Origin of the sequence: Mycobacterium sp. EPa45, from assembly GCF_001021385.1 — a bacterium.
In the GTDB taxonomy this organism is placed as follows: Bacteria; Actinomycetota; Actinomycetes; order Mycobacteriales; family Mycobacteriaceae; genus Mycobacterium.
On the sequence record NZ_CP011773.1, the window covers coordinates 2,671,188 to 2,689,231 of the forward strand.

20 protein-coding genes are annotated in these 18,044 nt (G+C 67.2%); 9 read left to right on the forward strand and 11 right to left on the reverse strand.

Going from position 1 to position 18,044, the window contains the following annotated elements; translation table 11 throughout:
• Window positions 1-4: 4 nt before the first annotated feature.
• The 5 genes from secF to AB431_RS31560 all read left to right on the forward strand — a co-directional run bounded on the left by secF (window position 5) and on the right by AB431_RS31560 (window position 6,269).
• A complete protein-coding gene (gene secF / locus AB431_RS12705) occupies window positions 5-1,276 on the forward strand; it encodes a protein translocase subunit SecF (RefSeq protein ID WP_047330215.1) in 1,272 nt (423 codons plus the stop codon).
• A gap of 6 nt (window positions 1,277-1,282) precedes the next feature.
• On the forward strand, window positions 1,283-2,947 hold the full coding sequence (locus AB431_RS12710) for an ABC transporter substrate-binding protein (protein ID WP_047330216.1): 1,665 nt from the start codon (window positions 1,283-1,285) through the stop codon (window positions 2,945-2,947).
• Window positions 2,944-3,507, forward strand: a complete 564-nt coding sequence (locus AB431_RS12715) for an adenine phosphoribosyltransferase (RefSeq protein ID WP_047330217.1) — start codon at window positions 2,944-2,946, stop codon at window positions 3,505-3,507. Before AB431_RS12710 ends, AB431_RS12715 begins: the two co-directional genes overlap by 4 nt.
• 84 nt (window positions 3,508-3,591) lie before the next feature.
• A complete protein-coding gene (locus AB431_RS12720; protein ID WP_047330218.1) occupies window positions 3,592-5,943 on the forward strand; it encodes a bifunctional (p)ppGpp synthetase/guanosine-3',5'-bis(diphosphate) 3'-pyrophosphohydrolase in 2,352 nt (783 codons plus the stop codon).
• 86 nt (window positions 5,944-6,029) lie between these two features.
• Window positions 6,030-6,269 carry a hypothetical protein gene (locus AB431_RS31560; protein WP_200902721.1) on the forward strand — a complete coding sequence of 80 codons (240 nt, stop codon included), beginning with the start codon at window positions 6,030-6,032 and terminating at the stop codon, window positions 6,267-6,269.
• Here AB431_RS31560 and AB431_RS12730 read toward each other — a convergent pair.
• On the reverse strand, window positions 6,253-6,528 hold the full coding sequence (locus AB431_RS12730) for a hypothetical protein (protein ID WP_047330220.1): 276 nt from the start codon (window positions 6,526-6,528) through the stop codon (window positions 6,253-6,255). The two genes, AB431_RS31560 and AB431_RS12730, sit on opposite strands and share 17 nt — an antisense overlap.
• Before the next feature lie 128 nt (window positions 6,529-6,656).
• Here AB431_RS12730 and AB431_RS12735 point away from each other — a divergent pair, with 128 nt between their 5' ends.
• Window positions 6,657-6,896 carry a hypothetical protein gene (locus AB431_RS12735; RefSeq protein ID WP_047330221.1) on the forward strand — a complete coding sequence of 80 codons (240 nt, stop codon included), beginning with the start codon at window positions 6,657-6,659 and terminating at the stop codon, window positions 6,894-6,896.
• 8 nt (window positions 6,897-6,904) lie between these two features.
• On the opposite strand, the gene AB431_RS12740 is transcribed toward AB431_RS12735, so the two are convergent.
• Together AB431_RS12740 and AB431_RS12745 are read right to left on the reverse strand one after the other, a co-directional pair.
• Window positions 6,905-7,894, reverse strand: coding sequence for a peptidylprolyl isomerase (locus AB431_RS12740; protein WP_047330222.1), 990 nt, complete (start codon window positions 7,892-7,894; stop codon window positions 6,905-6,907).
• A gap of 6 nt (window positions 7,895-7,900) precedes the next feature.
• Window positions 7,901-8,791 carry a peptidylprolyl isomerase gene (locus tag AB431_RS12745; protein ID WP_047330223.1) on the reverse strand — a complete coding sequence of 297 codons (891 nt, stop codon included), beginning with the start codon at window positions 8,789-8,791 and terminating at the stop codon, window positions 7,901-7,903.
• Window positions 8,792-8,900: 109 nt separating this feature from the next.
• Between AB431_RS12745 and AB431_RS12750 the strand changes: the two genes are divergently transcribed.
• Both AB431_RS12750 and hisS read left to right on the forward strand, forming a co-directional pair.
• The gene (locus tag AB431_RS12750) at window positions 8,901-9,569 is read left to right on the forward strand and encodes an MBL fold metallo-hydrolase (RefSeq protein WP_047330224.1); all 669 of its coding nucleotides are present in this window, start codon (window positions 8,901-8,903) and stop codon (window positions 9,567-9,569) included.
• Window positions 9,566-10,825 (forward strand): histidine--tRNA ligase, encoded by a 1,260-nt coding sequence (gene hisS / locus AB431_RS12755; protein ID WP_047330225.1) that lies wholly within the window; start codon window positions 9,566-9,568, stop codon window positions 10,823-10,825. The genes AB431_RS12750 and hisS overlap by 4 nt, the downstream gene beginning before the upstream one ends.
• A gap of 31 nt (window positions 10,826-10,856) precedes the next feature.
• On the opposite strand, the gene AB431_RS12760 is transcribed toward hisS, so the two are convergent.
• Window positions 10,857-11,159 (reverse strand): DUF732 domain-containing protein, encoded by a 303-nt coding sequence (locus AB431_RS12760; protein WP_052960272.1) that lies wholly within the window; start codon window positions 11,157-11,159, stop codon window positions 10,857-10,859.
• Between the two features lie 243 nt (window positions 11,160-11,402).
• Between AB431_RS12760 and AB431_RS12765 the strand changes: the two genes are divergently transcribed.
• Window positions 11,403-11,852 carry a YbjN domain-containing protein gene (locus AB431_RS12765; RefSeq protein ID WP_047330226.1) on the forward strand — a complete coding sequence of 150 codons (450 nt, stop codon included), beginning with the start codon at window positions 11,403-11,405 and terminating at the stop codon, window positions 11,850-11,852.
• Here the strand turns inward: AB431_RS12765 and AB431_RS12770 are convergent.
• The 7 genes from AB431_RS12770 to urtB all read right to left on the reverse strand — a co-directional run bounded on the left by AB431_RS12770 (window position 11,835) and on the right by urtB (window position 18,031).
• The gene (locus AB431_RS12770) at window positions 11,835-12,869 is read right to left on the reverse strand and encodes a DUF2330 domain-containing protein (RefSeq protein ID WP_235435890.1); all 1,035 of its coding nucleotides are present in this window, start codon (window positions 12,867-12,869) and stop codon (window positions 11,835-11,837) included. The two genes, AB431_RS12765 and AB431_RS12770, sit on opposite strands and share 18 nt — an antisense overlap.
• The gene (locus tag AB431_RS12775) at window positions 12,866-13,414 is read right to left on the reverse strand and encodes a cytochrome b (protein WP_047330227.1); all 549 of its coding nucleotides are present in this window, start codon (window positions 13,412-13,414) and stop codon (window positions 12,866-12,868) included. The genes AB431_RS12770 and AB431_RS12775 overlap by 4 nt, the downstream gene beginning before the upstream one ends.
• Window positions 13,411-14,490: a catalase family peroxidase gene (locus tag AB431_RS12780; RefSeq protein WP_047330228.1), complete on the reverse strand. Its 1,080-nt coding sequence runs from the start codon at window positions 14,488-14,490 to the stop codon at window positions 13,411-13,413. The genes AB431_RS12775 and AB431_RS12780 overlap by 4 nt, the downstream gene beginning before the upstream one ends.
• 64 nt (window positions 14,491-14,554) lie before the next feature.
• Complete coding sequence (gene urtE, locus AB431_RS12785; protein ID WP_047330229.1) at window positions 14,555-15,247, reverse strand: urea ABC transporter ATP-binding subunit UrtE; 693 nt, start codon at window positions 15,245-15,247, stop codon at window positions 14,555-14,557.
• On the reverse strand, window positions 15,247-16,047 hold the full coding sequence (gene urtD / locus AB431_RS12790) for an urea ABC transporter ATP-binding protein UrtD (protein ID WP_047330230.1): 801 nt from the start codon (window positions 16,045-16,047) through the stop codon (window positions 15,247-15,249). Before urtD ends, urtE begins: the two co-directional genes overlap by 1 nt.
• A complete protein-coding gene (gene urtC, locus AB431_RS12795) occupies window positions 16,044-17,150 on the reverse strand; it encodes an urea ABC transporter permease subunit UrtC (RefSeq protein ID WP_047330231.1) in 1,107 nt (368 codons plus the stop codon). The genes urtD and urtC overlap by 4 nt, the downstream gene beginning before the upstream one ends.
• A complete protein-coding gene (urtB, locus tag AB431_RS12800; RefSeq protein WP_047330232.1) occupies window positions 17,147-18,031 on the reverse strand; it encodes an urea ABC transporter permease subunit UrtB in 885 nt (294 codons plus the stop codon). The genes urtC and urtB overlap by 4 nt, the downstream gene beginning before the upstream one ends.
• Window positions 18,032-18,044: the final 13 nt, after the last annotated feature.

Here is an 18,044-nt window from a genome sequence, read left to right on the forward strand (position 1 = left end):
TTCCATGGCCGAGAAAACCACTGACGACACTGCAGACGCCCCGGCGTCCACCGCCATCGAGGCACCCGATCTGGAAGCCGCCGACAGCGGCGCGCCCAGGCACGGCTTCTTCGTCCGCCTCTACACCGGCACCGGCGCCTTCGAAGTCATCGGCAAGCGCAAGCTCTGGTACGCGATCAGCGGCCTGATCGTCCTGGCCTGCATCCTGTCCATCGCGCTGAAGGGCTTCACCTTCGGTATCGATTTCCAGGGTGGCACCAAGGTCTCGATGCCCACCGCCGGCCAGAACGGCACCGCCACCACCCAGCAGGTCGAAGACGTCTTCAGCAAGACGCTGGGCCGGGCACCGGAGTCCGTCGTGCTCGTCGGCAACGGTGGCTCGGCCACCGTGCAGATCCGCTCCGAGGCGCTGACCAATCAGCAGACCGAGCAGCTGCGGAACGCGCTGTTCGACGCCTTCAAGCCCAAGGCAGGCAACGGGGAGCCCGACAAGGCGACGATCAGCGACTCGGCGGTTTCGGAGACCTGGGGTGACCAGATCACCAAGAAGGCGCTGATCGCGCTCGCGGTGTTCCTCGTGCTCGCCGCCATCTACATCACCCTTCGCTACGAGCGGTACATGGCGATCTCGGCACTCGCGACGCTGGTGTTCGACCTCGTCGTCACGGCCGGGGTGTATTCGATCGTCGGATTCGAGGTCACACCGGCGACAGTGATCGGCCTGCTCACGATTCTGGGCTTCTCGCTCTATGACACGGTCATCGTGTTCGACAAGGTGGAAGAGAACACCCACGGCTTCGAGCACACGACCCGCCGAACGTTCGCCGAACAGGCCAACCTCGCGGTCAACCAGACGTTCATGCGATCGATCAACACCAGCCTCATCTCGGTGTTGCCGATCGTGGCGCTGATCGTGGTCGCGGTGTGGCTGCTCGGCGTCGGCACGCTGATGGACCTGGCGCTGGTGCAGCTGGTCGGTGTCATCGTCGGTACCTACTCGTCGATCTTCTTCGCGACCCCGCTGCTGGTGACGCTGCGTGAGCGCACGGATCTGGTGCGCACCCACACCCGCCGGGTGCTCAACCGCCGCAAGCCGTCCGGGACGGCCAGCGACGTGGTCACCGGCGGTGCCGCCGATTTGGCGGAGGCTGCCGGCGCGGTCCCGGCCGAAGCTGCCATAGGGGGCACGCCGAGCGTGGGCAACAAGCCCTCGCCGGGTGCCCGTCCGGCTCGTCCAGGCCGGCCGACGGGCAAACGCAGCCCCCGCGGGCGATAACGCGCCATGGCAGTCGGGCGCCGGCGCGCCGCCGCTGTCGCAGTGGCGGCTGTTCTGGGGTTGGTCGCGCCAACCGTCCTGACGTCGTGCTCGGGCAGCCCGGCTGACCAGATCAACTATGCCGTCGACGGCATGCTGGTCACCTACAACACCAACACGGTGCGCGGGGCGGCTTCGGCGGGGCCGCAGGCGTTCGCCCGCGTGCTCACCGGGTTCAACTTCCACGGACCGGACGGGCAGGTGCTGGCCGATCACGACTTCGGGTCGGTGTCGGTGGTCGGTCGCGACCCGCTGGTTCTCGACTACCAGATCGCGGACAACGCCGTGTACTCCGACGGCAAGCCGGTGACGTGTGACGATATGGTGCTGGCGTGGGCCGCGCAGTCCGGGCGGTTCCCGGCCTTCGACGCCGCCAGCCGCGCCGGCTACCTCGACATCGACACCGTCGACTGCCAGCCAGGCCAGAAGAAGGCCCGGGTGACGTACTTACCCGGCCGGGCCGTCACCGATTACCTGCAGCTGTTCACCGCCACGTCGATGATGCCGTCGCACGTGCTGGGTGACGCGCTCGGCGTCGACGTCACCCGCACCATCCAGGGTGGCGACCCGGCCGCCGTCGACCGCATCGCCCAGGCGTGGAATACGTTGTGGGACCTCAAGCCCGGCCTGAGTGCTGAAGATCTCAAGCGGTTCCCCTCATCGGGGCCCTACAAGATCGACTCGGTGCTGCCCGAGGGGGCGGTGGTGCTGACCGCCAACGATCGCTGGTGGGGCGCCAAGCCGATCACCAAGCGCATCACGGTGTGGCCACGCGGCGTCGATGTGCAGGACCGCATCAACAACAGCACGTTCCAGGTGGTCGACGTCGCCACCGGATCTTCGGGCACGCTGACCACCCCCGACGGGTACGACCGCCACGAATTGCCGTCCGGCGGGATCGAGCAGCTGATCTTCGCGCCGGACGGGCCGCTGGCGGCGACGCCGGCCCGGCGCGCGGTGGCGCTGTGCACCCCGCGCGACCTGATCGCGCTGAACGCCGAATCGCCGATCTCCAACGTGCGGCTCAACCCGGCCACCGATGACGCGCTCAGCGCCATCGAAGGAGTGGCGATCGTCCCGCCTCAGTTCGGGCCGGCCAACGCCGACGCCGCCCGAGACGCACTGGGCGGCCAGCCGCTGACCGTGCGGATCGGCTACCAGTCGCCGAACCCGCGGTTGGCGGCGACCGTCGGCGCCATCACCAAATCGTGTGCCGCCGCCGGCATCACCGTCGTCGATGCCACCTCGGACTCGGCGGGCCCGCAGGCGCTGCGCGACGGCAAGCTCGACGTCCTGCTGGCCAGCACCGGCGGCGCCACCGGCAGCGGGTCGACCGGATCGTCGGCGCTGGATGCCTACACCCTGTTCGCCGGCAACGGAGACAACCTGCCGCGCTACGCCAACCCGCAGATCGACGGCATCATCTCGGCGCTGGCGATCACCGCCGACTCGAAGGAACAGGCCCGCCTGCTGGCCGACAGCTCGCCCATCCTGTGGGGCGACATGCCGACCCTGCCGCTGTACCGTCAGCAGCGCACGGTGCTGGCATCCAAGAAGATGTATGCGGTCGAAGGCAATCCGACCAAGTGGGGCGCGGGCTGGAACATGGACAGGTGGGTGTTCGAGAAGTGACGTCTTCTCCGGAGCCGGAAGGCCGGCGACAGAGCGCCTCGGCCGTAGTCGACGTTCTCAGGGCGCTGACCCGGCAGGTGCCCGATTTTCCGGAACCGGGCATCCAATTCAAGGACCTCACCCCGGTACTGGCCGACCCACACGGGCTGGCCGTCGTCACCGCCGCGATGGCCGAGATCGCCGAGGGTGCCGATCTGATCGCCGGTATCGACGCCCGCGGGTTCCTGCTCGGTGGCGCGGTCGCCCACCGTCTCGGCATCGGTGTGCTGGCCGTCCGCAAGGGCGGCAAGCTGCCCCCGCCGGTGCACAGCGAGACCTACATCCTCGAGTACGGCACGGCCACGTTGGAGATCCCTGCGGAGGGTATCGAATTGGCCGGGCGCCGCGTGGTGATCGTCGACGACGTCCTCGCGACGGGCGGGACCCTCGCGGCGGCGCGTTCGCTGCTGGTGGCCGGCGGGGCAGAGGTGGCCGCCGCCGCTGTGGTGCTGGAACTGCCCGGTCTCGGCGGTCGCGAGAAGGTCGCACCGCTGCAGGTGACCAGCTTGCAAATCATCTGAGCGCGGCCCACCCCCAGGCGCGCCACCCGGCCGCGTGAGGCGAGATATCCTCGAAGTCGGTCCAGATCGCGAGGAGGTGACGGCGTGGCAGACGACAACGGTGCGCTGACCGCCTCGCCGCCCCCGATCTCCGACGTCCCACCGGCCGAGCCGCGGGCCGAGACCCCAAAGACCACCAGCAGCGCATCGCGGCGGGTGCGGGCTCGGCTGGCGCGCCGGATGACGTCCCAGCGCAGCACCGTCAACCCGGTCCTCGAGCCGCTCATCGCGGTGCATCGTGAGTTCTACCCGAAGGCCGACCTGGCGATCCTGCAGCGTGCCTACGAGGTGGCCGAGGTCAAGCACGCCGATCAGCTGCGCCGCTCCGGCGACCCGTACATCACTCACCCGTTGGCCGTCGCGAACATCCTGGCCGAGCTCGGCATGGACACCATCACGCTGGTGGCCGCGCTGCTGCACGACACCGTCGAAGACACCGGCTACGCCATGGAGGCGCTGACCGCCGACTTCGGTGAAGAGGTCGCCCACCTGGTCGACGGAGTGACCAAGCTGGACAAGGTCGCACTGGGTAACGCGGCCGAGGGCGAGACCATCCGCAAGATGATCATCGCGATGGCGCGGGATCCGCGGGTGCTGGTCATCAAGGTGGCCGACCGCCTGCACAACATGCGCACGATGCGGTTCCTGCCGCCGGAGAAGCAGGCCCGCAAGGCCCGCGAAACGCTCGAAGTCATTGCGCCCCTTGCGCATCGGCTGGGAATGGCGACCGTCAAGTGGGAGCTGGAGGATCTGTCCTTCGCGATCCTGCATCCCAAGCGCTACGAGGAAATCGTCCGGCTGGTGGCCGATCGGGCGCCGTCGCGTGACACGTACCTGGCGAAGGTCCGGGTCGAGATCAACGCCGCACTGAGCGGGATGAAGATCAACGCCACGGTCGAAGGCCGGCCCAAGCACTACTGGTCGATCTATCAGAAGATGATCGTCAAGGGCCGCGACTTCGACGACATCCACGACCTGGTCGGTGTCCGGATCCTGTGCGAAGAGATCCGCGACTGCTATGCCGCTGTCGGCGTTGTGCATTCGCTGTGGCAGCCGATGCCCGGCCGGTTCAAGGACTACATCGCCCAGCCTCGGTTCGGGGTGTACCAGTCGCTGCACACCACGGTCGTCGGGCCGGAAGGCAAGCCGCTGGAGGTGCAGATCCGCACCCGTGACATGCACGACACCGCGGAATTCGGTATCGCGGCGCACTGGCGATACAAGGAGTCCAAGGGCCGCAACGGCGTTCCGCACCCGCACGCCGCCTCCGAGATCGACGAGACCGCGTGGATGCGCCAGCTGCTGGACTGGCAGCGGGAAGCCGCGGACCCCGGCGAGTTCCTGGAATCGCTGCGTTACGACCTTGCGGTGCAGGAGATTTTCGTGTTCACCCCGAAGGGCGACGTCGTCACCCTGCCGGCCGGCTCGACGCCGGTCGACTTCGCCTACGCCGTGCACACCGAGGTCGGCCACCGCTGCATCGGTGCGCGGGTCGACGGTCGTCTGGTGGCACTGGAACGCAAGCTCGAAAACGGTGAGCGGGTAGAGGTTTTCACGTCGAAGGCGCCCAACGCCGGCCCGTCGCGCGATTGGCAGGGTTTCGTGGTGTCCCCGCGGGCCAAGGCCAAGATCCGGCAGTGGTTCGCCAAAGAGCGCCGCGACGAAGCGCTCGAGGCCGGCAAGGACTCGATCGCCCGCGAGGTGCGTCGGGGTGGGCTTCCGTTGCAGAAGCTGGTCAACGCCGAGGCGATGGGCGCACTGGCCCAGGAGTTGCGGTATGCCGACGTCTCCGCTCTGTACACGGCGGTCGGGGAGGGGCACGTCTCGCCGCGGCACGTCGTGCAACGGCTGGTGGCGCAGCTCGGTGGGGCCGAGGGCGCCGAAGACGAACTGGCCGAACGCTCCACACCGGCGACCATGCCGGTGCGTCAGCGCAGCACGGATGACACCGGGGTCGCCGTGCCCGGCGCTCCCGGGGTGCTGACCAAGCTGGCCAAGTGCTGCACACCGGTACCCGGTGACAACATCATGGGCTTCGTCACCCGCGGTGGCGGGGTCAGTGTGCACCGCACCGACTGCACCAATGCCGCGTCGCTGCAACAACAGTCGGAACGCATCATCGAGGTGAACTGGGCGCCGTCGCCGACGTCGGTCTTCCTGGTGGCGATCCAGGTCGAGGCTCTCGACCGGCACCGGTTGCTCTCCGATGTCACGCGGGTGCTGGCCGACGAGCGAGTCAACATTCTGTCGGCCTCGGTGACCACCTCCAACGATCGAGTGGCGGTGAGCCGCTTCACCTTTGAGATGGGCGATCCGAAGCACCTGGGCCATGTGCTCAACGCGGTCCGCAACGTCGAAGGCGTCTATGACGTCTACCGCGTGACGAGCGCCGCCTGACGTGGCGACTTGATCACCGGCGCGTCAGCGGGGTCGGTGTCGAATACGCGCGCCAGTTCGCCGCTCGCGGTCACGATCTGGTGCTGGTGGCCCGTCGCGAGGAAGCTCTGGAGCGCCTGGCCGCCGAGCTGAGGTCGGAGCACAAGGTAGCGGTCACGTCATCGCACTCGCGCAAGCGCACGGCCAAGCAGGTGATCGACGCGAGGATGCGCGAATTGGCAGGCTCCAAGCCAAGTTTCGTCGGCGGCCTGAGCAATGCCGTCGCCGCGCACGCGACCGGATTCACGCCGCGCCTGCTGAGCAGCGCCGTTACGGTCCGCCGTTGACATACCAGGACAGGCAGCCGGGATGGTCGTGGCAGGCGATGATCGCGGTTGCGTCCGGCGCCGCACCGCGCACGTGCGGCTGGGCGGACGGCAGACTGCAGCTCTTTAGGTAGGGATTCCACGGGATCACGCCGTCGTAGCAGCCCTGCGCGACGGGCTTGGCCGGGCTGCTGAGCAACGCGGTCGGAGCAAGTAGGAAGGCGGCCGCGGCCAGCGCGCCCAGGACGATACGAGCGATCCTTTGCAAACTGGTGGTCATAACACGTCGTCCAACGTGTCTGCGCCGCAGATTATTTCATCGCGGGTGTCGGAATAATCCGCTGACGCAACGCCCTTGTACCCAACTGTGTTGTCAGGTGCCAAGACCTACTTGGAAAGAGATTGACCATGAAGCGTTTTCACGTGCTGTCCGCCACTGTCGGGGCAGGCGCCCTGATCTTGCTGGGCGGCTTTGCCGCAGTAGCGGCGAATCCACAGACACCCGATTCGTTCATCAGCTCCGAGATGTCGACCGGGGTCACCGTCACGCAGTCGCCGGATCGGGCCGCCGGCCAGCTCCCGGTCGCGACGCCCGCCATCAAAGGTCCCGCGCCGCTGCCGACCGAAGAGCAGGGTCTGCCTGGCTGAGAGCCAGCTCAGTTCAGCCGGATCGACTTGATCGTGACCGGCTTGGCCGGCTTACCGTCGTCGGAACCGCCGGCGATTCCCATCGCTGCGATGTCGTCGATGATCCCGAACGCGGTCTTGTCGACCTGGCCGAAGGCCGTGTACGTCGGCGGCAGCATCGAATCGCGGTACACGATGAAGAACTGGCTGCCGTTGGTGTCGGGGCCGGCGTTGGCCATGGCCAGCGTCCCGCGCGGATATTTGACGGCCTGTCGCAGTTGCGGGTCGAACGGCCGGAACTGGTTCGTCGGGTACTCATTGGCGAACCGGTACCCCGGCCCGCCCGTGCCCTGACCGGTCGGATCGCCGCACTGCAGCACCGACAATGACGGCATGTCGGTCAGCCGGTGGCATGGCGTGTTGTCGAAGTAGTTCTGCCGCACCAGGCTCTCGAAGCTGTTCACCGTGCACGGCGCCTTCGCGTTGTCGAGGTGCACGACGATCGGCCCGGCGTTGGTGACGACCGTCGCGTCCACCGACACTGGCGTGGTCGGCCGCTTACCGGCCACCGGCGGCCTGACCGGCTTGTCGGCCGGGGTGGCCGTCGCCGGGTACTGGCAGTTCGCGCCGAGGGTGGCCGGCGGATTGAACGGCGGCAGTTGGCCGCTGCCGCCCGGCATGGTCCGCGGGATACCCGCCCCGCCGGTCTTCTCCAGCTCTCGTCCCACCCAGGAGAAGAACGCCACCCCGACGACGATCACCACGATGCTCAGGACCGTCACCAGATAGCTGATCACCAGCCCGGCGATCGCCAGCCCGCGGCCTTCCTCGCCGGATTTCTTGATCTGCGACAGCGAGATGTGGCCGAACACGATGCCCAGCGGGGCGAACACGAACGCACAGATCAAGGACGCGATCGCCATCCCGTTGGTCGGCGGCGGCGCCGGATAGCGGTATGGGCCGGGCCCGTAGGGCGAGCCGTAGTGCGGCGGCGGGTAGTACGGCGGAGGCTGGCTCATCGCCGGCTAGTCCAGCAGGATCGACTTGATCCGCACATCGCTGGCCGGCTTGCCGTCCTGAGCGCCGCCGGCCACCCCGGCCCCGGCGATCTTGTCCAGCGTCGCCAACCCCGTCTGGTCGATGGTGCCGAACGCGGTGTAGTTGGGCGGCAACTGGGAATCCTTGTAGACCAGGAAGAACTGGCTGCCGTTCGTGCCCGGGCCGGCGTTGGCCATGGCCAACGTGCCGCGCGGGTAGACCACCGGCTGCTGCAGAGCGGGGTCATTCGGCGGGTACTGATCGGTGGGGTATTCGTTGGCGAACTCATAGCCCGGGCCACCGGTGCCACTGCCGGTCGGGTCGCCGCACTGCAGCACCGACAGCGACGGCGACGTGGTCAGCCGGTGGCAGGGGGTGTCGTTGAAGTAGCCCTTCTGGGCCAGGCTGGCGAAGCTGTTGACCGTGCACGGGGCCTTCGCGTTGTCCAGCACCAGACCGAGGTTGCCCTGATTGGTGCTCATGCTGGCACTGACGGTTGCGGGATCGGTCGGCACCTTACCGCTGTGGGGTGCGTCGACCTTCTTGGCAGCCGGTTCGGGTGAGGCCGGGTATTGGCAGTTGGCGCCCAGGTTAGCGCTCGCCTTGAACGGCGGCAGCCCGCCGGTGGCGGGGGGAGCGGTGGTCGGCCCACCGGACTCGACCGGGGCGGTACTGGTGGCGCCGGAGGCGGTCTTGTTGTCCTTGCTGTCCTTATTGGTCAGCACGAACGTGACAACCAGGGCCGCGGCCACCGCGATCGCGACGATACCGCCGATCACGACGAACAACTGGCGACGCTTCTCCTGTTGAGCGCGACGCTCCAGCTGTCGCTCGAGCTTGCGCTTGGCTGTCGCACGTCGCTGTTCGTTGGTGGGCACCGTGGTGGTCCTCCGATGAGTTGGGCGTTGAGTCGGCACCGAGTGTGCCAGTTCACGCTGAAGCCAGGGGGCACGACCCTCGCCAACAGGGGATGGGAAACTGGACGACGTGTTGCTCACCGGGTTTCCGGCCGGCATGTTGGCATGCAATTGCTACGTGCTGGCCCCACGGGCCGGAGCCGACGCCATCGTCGTCGACCCTGGCCAGCGTGCTTTTGCCACGCTGCGCCGCATCCTCGACGAGAATCGGCTGACCCCGGCCGCCGTCCTGCTCACTCACGGCCACATCGACCACATCTGGTCGGCGCAGAAGGTGGGCGACACCTTCGGCTGCCCGGTGTTCATCCACCCCGAGGACCGCTTCATGCTCTCCGACCCGATCCGCGGGTTCGGCCCCCGGCTCGGGCAGATCGCGCTGGGCGCGCTTTTCCGGGAGCCGAAACAAGTGGTGGAACTCGATCGCGACGGGGACAAGATCGAGCTCGGAGGCATCACCGTGACCGTCGACCACACGCCCGGTCACACGAAGGGATCGGTGGTGTTCCGGGTGGATCGGGCGGGGTCGCAAGACCCGATGGCGTTCACCGGTGACACGTTGTTCAAGCAGACGGTCGGCCGCACCGACCTTGCGGGCGGCAGCGGCCGGGACCTCCTCAGTTCAATCGTCGAAAAATTGCTGGTGCTCGACGACGACACCCTGGTATTACCGGGGCACGGTGAATCCACCACCATCGGTCTCGAACGCCGTACCAATCCATTCCTCGAAGGTCTGACGTGAGCGAATTCCAGGCACCCAAGGGTGTCCCCGACTACCTGCCGCCCGAGTCGGCCGAGTTCGTCGCGGTCCGCGACGGACTGCTGCGGACGGCCCGGCTGGCCGGCTACGGCGACGTCGAGCTGCCGATCTTCGAGGACACTGCGCTGTTCGCGCGCGGGGTCGGCGAGTCCACCGACGTGGTGTCCAAGGAGATGTACACATTCGCCGACCGCGGTGAGCGGTCGGTGACGCTGCGCCCCGAGGGCACCGCGGGAGTGATGCGCGCAGTCATCGAACACGGTCTGGACCGCGGCGCCCTTCCGGTCAAGCTCTGCTATGCGGGCCCGTTCTTCCGCTACGAGCGCCCGCAGGCCGGCCGCTACCGGCAGCTGCAGCAGGTCGGGGTCGAGGCCATCGGCGTCGACGACCCGGCGCTGGATGCCGAGGTGATCGCCGTCGCCGACGCCGGCTTCCGCTCACTCGGGCTCAACGGCTTCCGCCTCGAGATCACCTCACTGGGTGACGACACCTGCCGGCCGCAGTACCGGGAGCTGTTGCAGGAGTTCCTGTTCAAGCTTGACCTGGATGAGGACACTCGGCGGCGGGCCGAGATCAACCCACTGCGCGTGCTCGACGACAAGCGCCCGGCGATGCGCGAGGCGACCGCCGATGCGCCGGTGATGCTCGACCATTTGTCCGATGCGGCCAAGCAGCACTTCGACACCGTTCTGGCGCACCTCGATGCGCTCGCGGTTCCGTACGTGATCAACCCGCGGATGGTGCGGGGCCTCGATTACTACACCAAGACCACGTTCGAATTCGTGCACGACGGACTCGGCGCGCAGTCCGGGATCGGTGGCGGCGGCCGCTATGACGGGTTGATGCGGCAGCTCGGCGGCCAGGACCTGTCCGGTATCGGCTTCGGGCTCGGAGTCGACCGCACCGTGTTGGCTCTGCGCGCCGAAGGCAAGACTGTCGGAAACCCAAGCCGCTGCGATGTTTTCGGCGTACCGCTGGGTGAACAGGGCAAGCTGGTGGTGGCGACGCTGGCGGCGCGCCTGCGTGCCGAGGGGGTGCGAGTGGATCTGGCTTACGGCGACCGCGGACTCAAAGGGGCGATGCGCGCGGCCGATCGCTCGGGCGCACGCATCGCTCTGGTAGCAGGCGACCGGGATATCGAGGCCGGCACCGTGGGCGTCAAAGATCTCGCCGACGGCACGCAGGTCGATATCCCGGTCGACTCGGTTGTCGCCGAAGTGATTACGCGGCTGGCGTAGACCCGCCGCTCTCGTCGTAGCGCGGCGGTTGTCAGCCCGCGGGGCACAGATCGGTCTTGGCGAAGTTGATCGCAGCATCCGCCTGAGCGTGGCTGATCGAACCGGAGTTCTTGAAGTAGGTCTGCGACAGCTCATTCGGATCTGCGCCGCCGGCCAGTGCCTTGCAGATCGTGTGGCCGTCGGCGATCAGCGCCGCCTGGTCGCCTGCGATGCCTGCGCTGGTGAGGTCCTTGATGTAGTCGGCTTCGGCGTTCGTGATCGCCCCCGCGGCGGGCGCGGCGATGAGCGCGACGGCCCCGGCGGCAGCAGCCGCCGTCAACAAACCTTTGATCATTGTCATGTCCCTTGTGTTCATTGGAGTTACTGCTGCGGCAGAAGTTACTACCTTGTGACCTGACGCGCACGAAAAAACCGAAAGATTTCCGACGCTGCGATTCGAGCGCCATCCATCGGCTTTTCGGGACATGAATATGAAGTTTCTATACGGCTGCGGTCATTTAACCAATTCTCACGAGATTCTTGGCGCAACCTTGGCCGTTTCGGGAACCGTGTCGTTCGCGTGGCTCGTTGGACAGGTATGAACACCGCAAACGGTGCAGTCGGCGCCGACCTCATCGAGGGCTACCTGAAAAGCCGGCAAATGCGGTATTTCTGCGGTCACCACGACAACGAGTTCTTTTTCCTCGTCAACGCGTACCACGGTCGCTTGCATGTGCACTTGCAGCCGTGCGGTTCGGCTGTTCAGATCACGATCACCGCCGAGTGTTATTACCCGGCCGATCACCGGTCGGGGGTCGCAGCGCTCGTGCAGCAGTGGAACGACGCCGATTCCCATGCCGCCGCGACGGTGTTCTCATCGTCTGATCCGCGGTTGGTCGGGGTGGTCGCCGAGCGACGCTATCGCGCCGGGGACGGCGAGTTCGGCCCCTTCGTCGATCAAACGGTTCAGTCCGCGATCGACCTGTTCGGCCGGCTGCGCGCCACGGTGGCGTCGTCCGACGGCACCCACCTACTCGACGCGGGTTGAGCGCCGGTACCGGACGAACCAGATCAACCCCACCGCCGTCGCCAGCACCACCACGATCACGGATGCGCTCGACGCCACCAGGAATGCGCCGACCTCGGCCCCGCCGTCGTCGTGGCCGATGACCCGCTGATACGGATCGTCGCTGGGCGCCGGAGCGAAGATGAAATCGGTTGTGATCGAGGATGGTTCGGCGTTCGTCGTGATCTTGGTGAGGTAGGGGTTGTTGACGCTGAGCTCGGTCAGTGCCCGATCAGTGGTGCGGCCCTGGATCGACCCGGCGTAGTCGACGGTGACGTCCTGCCGGGAAGCGTCGGCGTCGGCGCGTTGCATCCTGTGCTGCGCCAGCGTGTAGATCGTCACTTTCTGAGTGTCTTTGGCGGCGGCCGACATTCGCATCGGATACACCAGCCGGTCGGACGTGAAGTCCAGGCGAACCGGGTCGAGCTGACCGCGCAGCGGTGTGTCACCGCTGAGGCGCATCGCCACGAACGACCAGCCCTGCTTGAGGTACGGGTCGAGCGCCGCGGTGACCTCCTGGCGCATCACATACCCATTCGCGTCCAGCCACCGTCGCACGCCGGTGAGGTCACCGCCGGTCAGCGTGGTCGCCTCCAGCGGTCCGAGTTGCACCTGCGCGAGGACGGTCGGACCACCGCCGGGCGCTGCGCCGGTCTCGTCGAGACCACTTCGCGCGGTGCCGCCGCGCTCGATCCGGGGTGCGGTGAGCCGCTCGAGTTCTCGGAACAATCCGGGTTCGGCCTGGCTGGCTCTGGCGGGGGTGGGAGTCGGCACGATCAGCGCAGCGTTGTCGGCCACAGAATGCAGATCCAGGCGCATGACGATGGTTTCGGCGTTGCCGTCGATGGCGACCAGGCTCTGTTCACCGGTTACCCGCGCCTCGAGGTCGGGGCTGACGATCCCGCCGCAGGCGCAGGCACCCGCGGTCGTGCCGGGGCCGACGAGCAGTACCCCGGCGGCCAGGACGGCCGCACCGATGATCCGTACCGGGCGCATCATGGTTCCCCCTTGTCACCCCACCCGAAGGTCATCCTGCTCAGCATCCGGTCGCGCAGCGTCACGGTGTGCAGCAACACTGCCGAGACGTGCGCGGCGATCGCCGCCACCAGCAGGTAGGCGAGCACCGAATGCGTCTGCCGCAGCACAAAGAACAGGTCGGCGTCGAACGGCGCGATCCGAGGCAGTGGCACCGAACCGAACAGCACGACGGGTCGGCCGCCGGCGGACACCATGGCCCACCCGACCAGTGGCTGGGCCACCAGCAGCGCGTACAGCCCGATCTCGGAGCCGACCACCAGCAGGTGCTCGACGGATCCCACCGTGGCGGGCAGCCGCGGTGCGCGGTGGGTGAAACGGTTGGCCGCACGGATGACCACGATGACCAGGATCGCCACTCCGAGCGTCATGTGCACGCCGACCAGTGCGCCGTAACTGCCCAGCGAGTTGACCATCACGAACCCGATGAACAGCGCGCCGAACACTGCGAGGGCGGTCAGCCAGTGCAGGATTCGGCTGCGGGCGGGGTAGCGCTCGACCGGTGTCATGCGCTGACCTCGTCCACCTGAACGGCCGGCGGCGATGTCGGCTCGCCGGTGCGCTGGCGGTAGGAGGCCGCGTAGACGTCGGAGCGGGCGGACAGAAGCGGGTCGTCTGAGGGTTCGATGCCGTCGGGCAGGACCAGCGGATCGAAGTTGATATCGCGGGCATTGCCGAGCGCTTCGGTCGCGGCGGAGGTGAGGGTGAGCGTGCCGACCTCGATGCCCCGGCGGTCCGCGGGCCAGGCCAGTGTGGCGTCGGTCAGCTGATCATCGGGGTTGGCGACGGTGACGAGCAGGCGCCATCGGAGTGGGCCTGCGCGCAGCTGGCGGATCACGGCGTCGAACAGTCCGTTGGCATCCCCGGATCGGGGCGCCGGGGCGGCCTGCTGCGGCACCAGCGACCACCGGACCGGCGAACGTGTGCCGCCGTCGTCGACGAAGAAGAAGGTGTTCAGACTGCGAAAGGTGCTGTCGCCGAAGCCCGCTGACGGGGGATGCTGCTTGATGACGGCCATGGCGGCGGCGGTCTCCGGGTGGGCGGCCAGGAACGCCTTCATCGCCGCGGGGTCGGGCTGCCCGGTGCCGGCGACCGTCTTGGATGCCAGTAGCCGGTCGTAGAACCCGCGCGCCGAATTGTCGGGAAACACCGGCAGGTTCAGCATCGCGGTGCGCCACTGCCGGCTGTCGGGAAATCCGAATGCGAGCCCGAGCCCTCGTGCGGCGCCGGGGGTGTCGGCAACGGTGGGGTTACCGCCTGCCAAGGAGAATCGGCCGACGACGGGGTACTGCCCGGGGCGGAAGACCGCGGCCCGGCTGAGTTCCTGTCCCTTGCCGTTACTGTCGAAGTAGCCGGTGACGACGACCCCTTTGGCGTGGTTCTTGCGGAATCCGAGGTGGCGTCCGTAGACGCTGAGGAATCCGTCCAGGAACGTCTTTCGGGTCATGCCGGATCCGACCCATTTGTTCGCGTAGGCGACGGCGCCGAGGTCGACGGCCAGGAACGCGCCGACCGCCCCGAGCCCGACCAGAACCGACCGGCGGTTGACGGCGGTGTTCACTCCCCAGCGTGGACGATTGGTCACTTAACCGAGGACGCTTCCCCGGCGGGATCGGTTCACCGTCGTGACACAGCTCACGACCGGCAGTCTAGATCGCCATCGCCGCGCGGACATCAGACTCGGAGGCCGAGCCGCCGGTGCCACTGGACGTCACCCGCCCAGCTTCCAGGATGTAGTAGCGCTGAGCCGATTCCAGCGCGAAACCGATGTGCTGTTCGACCAGGAGCACGCCCAGATCACCGCGACGGGTGAGCGCGGTGATCGCCGCCTCGATCTCGGCGACCACCGAGGGCTGGATGCCTTCGGTCGGTTCGTCGAGAATCAGGATCTTGGGGCTCGTGATCAGCGCCCGCGCGATCGCAAGTTGCTGCCGCTGGCCGCCGGACAGCAGACCGGCCCGGCGGGTCAGCAGCTCCTTGAGTGCGGGGAACAGGTCGAGCTGTTCGTCGATCAGCTGCTTGCCGTTCCTTCGGCCATCGGCGACCACCTGAAGGTTCTCGGCGGTCGTCAGCTGCCCGAAGGACTGCTGTCCCTGCGGCACATAAGCCAGCCCGCGGGCCACCCGGGCATTGGGCCGCGCACGGGTGACGTCGTCGCCGTGCAGCAGGACCTGACCCGAGCTGCATTTCAACAGCCCGACCGCCGCCCGCAGCAAGGTGGTCTTGCCCGCGCCGTTGTGGCCCATGACTGCGGCCACCCCGTCGGAAGGCACCTCAATGCTGACCGAGTGGATGACCTGCGAACGCCCGTATCCAGTGCGGACATCGATGAGCTGCAACACTATTCGACCGCCTCCAAGTCTCCCGCCGCAGCGGTGCCGAGATAGACCTCCTGCACCTTCGGGTTGGCCTGCACCTCGGCGACCGACCCCTCGGCGATGACCTGACCGCGAGCCAGCACCGTCACCGACGTTGCGAACGCCCGCATGAAATCCATATCGTGCTCGACGACGACTACGGTGCGTGAGGAACCGATGCGGCGCAACAGGTTTCCGGTCTCCTCGCGCTCCTCACCGCTCATTCCGGCGACGGGCTCGTCGAGCAGCAGCACGTCGGCGTTCTGCACCAGCAGCATGCCGATTTCCAGCCACTGCTTCTGACCGTGGGCCAGCACCCCGGCCGGGCGGTCGGCCAGCTCGGTGAGCCCGATCGTGTCCAGCGCTTCCTCGATCGCGGGCAGCACCCCGTGCCGGCGGCGCAGCAGCGTCCACCACGATCTGCCCGCTCCGGCGGCGATGTCCAGATTCTGCAGGACGGTCAGCTGCTCGAACACGCTGGCGGTCTGGAAGGTTCGGCCGACGCCACTGCGGGCGATCTGATGGACCTTCTTACCCAGCAGGTCCACGCCCGACTTGTTGACCGAGCCTCCGGCCGGCACCAGACCGGTGATCGCGTCGATGACGGTGGTCTTGCCTGCGCCGTTCGGACCGATCAGGAACCGCAGGTCGCCCTGGAACAGGGTGAGGTCGACATTGTTGACGGCTTTGAACCCGTCGAAGTCGACGGTCAGACCGCGGACTTCGAGGTATTCGGTGCCCATGCCGACATTGCCGCCGGCAACCGGTTCGGCGAGCTCGGTCATGATGCGGCTCCGACGGTTTCGGCTTCCGGCTGGGTGACTTCCCCGGTGGGCGCGACGTCCTTTGCGCGGCGACGCCTGCGCAGCAGCGCTCCGATCCCGGCCAGCCCGGCGGGGAAGAAGCCGACGACGACGATGAACAGGATTCCCTGGGCGTACGTCCAGCCGGACGGAAACCGTTCGGAGAACGCGGTTTGTGCCCACGCCACGCCCACGGCGCCCAGGATCGGCCCCAGCAGAGTGGTGCGGCCGCCGATCGCGACACCGATCAAGAAGGCGATGGATGGCACCACGCCGACCTGAGCCGGGGTGATGAACCCGATGATCGGGGCGAACAGGGCACCGGCGATGCTGGCGAACAGCGCGGCTGCGGTGTAGGCGACGACCTTGATGGTGGCCGGGTCGTAGCCGAGGAAGCGCACCCGTTCCTCACCATCGCGCACCGCGACCAGAAGCTCGCCGTAGCGGCTCTGCATCAGCTGGCGCACCACCGCGACGACCACCAACAGGGTGCCCGCGGCGATGAAGTACAGCATCTGCCGGTTCACCGGATCGGAGAGCCGGAACCCGAAGAAGGTGCGAAAACCGTTGAGGCCGTTACTGCCACCCACCGTTGCCTGTCCGACGAGCAGAATGGCCAGCGCCGCAGCAAGTGCCTGGGACAGGATTGCGAAGTAGGCGCCCTTGACGCGGCGCTTGAACACGCCGAGCCCCAGCAGTGCCGCGATTGCCGTCGGGATGACCACGATCGCCGCGATAGTGAACGCCGCGGAGGAGAACGGCTCCCAATACGACGGCAGTGCAGGGATTCCCGCGATCTGCATGAAGTCCGGGACGGGCTGTTTACGAATCTCGGCGTCGGCGATCTTGAGATGCATGCCCATCATGTAGGCACCCAGCCCGAAGAACACGCCCTGGCCCAGGGTGAGCATGCCGCCTCGGCCCCAGGCCAATCCGATGCCGGCGGCCACGATCGCGTAGCACAGATACTGCCCGAGCAGGCCAAGCCGGAAGCTGGACAGTAGTGCCGGCGCCACGCCGAACAGGACGACGACGGCGAGTACGAAGCCCGCCCAGGTCTGCCACCGGCCGACCAGTGTTCTCATACGAGACTCCTTGTCCGCACCGTGAACAAGCCCTGCGGGCGGGCTTGCAGGAAGATCACGATGATCACGAACACGATCACCTTGGCCAGCGACGCGGTGGTGCTGTACTCGATGAAGGAGTTCATCAACCCGAGTGCGAATGCTGCGATCACCGTGCCTTTGATCTGACCGAGCCCGCCGACGACGACCACCAGGAAAGCGTCGATCAGATAGCTCTGCCCGATCGTCGAACTGGTCGATCCGATCAAGGTGAGCGCGACACCGGCGACGCTGGCCAACCCGGAACCGATGAAGAACGTGGTGATGTCGGTTCGGCGGCTGGAAATGCCGCTGGTCTCGGCCAGATCCCGATTCTGTACGACGGCCCGGATGCGCCGCCCCATCGGGCTCATCTTGAGCACCGCAGCCAGCACTGCCACGCAGACCACCGCCAGCACCAGGATGAAAAGGCGGGTCTTGGGCACCACCGCGCCGAGGATCTCCACCCCGCCGGACAGCCACGCCGGAGCGGTGACGTTGACGGCGGGAGCGCCGAAGATGCTACGGGCGGCCTGCTGCAGGATCAGCCCGACGCCGAACGTGACCAAAAGCGTGTCCAGCGGCCGGTCGTACATCCGCTGAATCAACGTGACTTCCAGCAGAACTCCGAGCAGACCGCCGACCAGGAATCCCACTACCAGCGAAACCAGCAGTGACGCACCGGCATTCGAGATCAACTTCTGCACCACGAAGGCGGTGTAACACCCGACCATGATGAACTCGCCATGCGCCATGTTGATGACGCCCATCTGACCGAACGTCAGCGCCAACCCCAGTGCGGCGAGCAACAGGATCGAGCCGAGGCTCAATCCCGTTGCCAGCTGTCCGACAAGGACTTCCATCCTGTGTTATTTC

Bases quoted from the DNA above. Each gene is read 5' to 3' on its own strand.
- secF (WP_047330215.1), top strand. From the start codon at position 5: ATGGCCGAGAAAACCACTGACGACACTGCAGACGCCCCGGCGTCCACC.
- AB431_RS12710 (WP_047330216.1), top strand. From the start codon at position 1,283: ATGGCAGTCGGGCGCCGGCGCGCCGCCGCTGTCGCAGTGGCGGCTGTT.
- AB431_RS12730 (WP_047330220.1), bottom strand. From the start codon at position 6,528: ATGACCACCAGTTTGCAAAGGATCGCTCGTATCGTCCTGGGCGCGCTG.
- AB431_RS12735 (WP_047330221.1), top strand. From the start codon at position 6,657: ATGAAGCGTTTTCACGTGCTGTCCGCCACTGTCGGGGCAGGCGCCCTG.
- AB431_RS12740 (WP_047330222.1), bottom strand. From the start codon at position 7,894: ATGAGCCAGCCTCCGCCGTACTACCCGCCGCCGCACTACGGCTCGCCC.
- AB431_RS12760 (WP_052960272.1), bottom strand. From the start codon at position 11,159: ATGATCAAAGGTTTGTTGACGGCGGCTGCTGCCGCCGGGGCCGTCGCG.
- AB431_RS12765 (WP_047330226.1), top strand. From the start codon at position 11,403: ATGAACACCGCAAACGGTGCAGTCGGCGCCGACCTCATCGAGGGCTAC.
- AB431_RS12770 (WP_235435890.1), bottom strand. From the start codon at position 12,869: ATGATGCGCCCGGTACGGATCATCGGTGCGGCCGTCCTGGCCGCCGGG.
- AB431_RS12775 (WP_047330227.1), bottom strand. From the start codon at position 13,414: ATGACACCGGTCGAGCGCTACCCCGCCCGCAGCCGAATCCTGCACTGG.
- urtD (WP_047330230.1), bottom strand. From the start codon at position 16,047: ATGACCGAGCTCGCCGAACCGGTTGCCGGCGGCAATGTCGGCATGGGC.
- urtC (WP_047330231.1), bottom strand. From the start codon at position 17,150: ATGAGAACACTGGTCGGCCGGTGGCAGACCTGGGCGGGCTTCGTACTC.
- urtB (WP_047330232.1), bottom strand. From the start codon at position 18,031: ATGGAAGTCCTTGTCGGACAGCTGGCAACGGGATTGAGCCTCGGCTCG.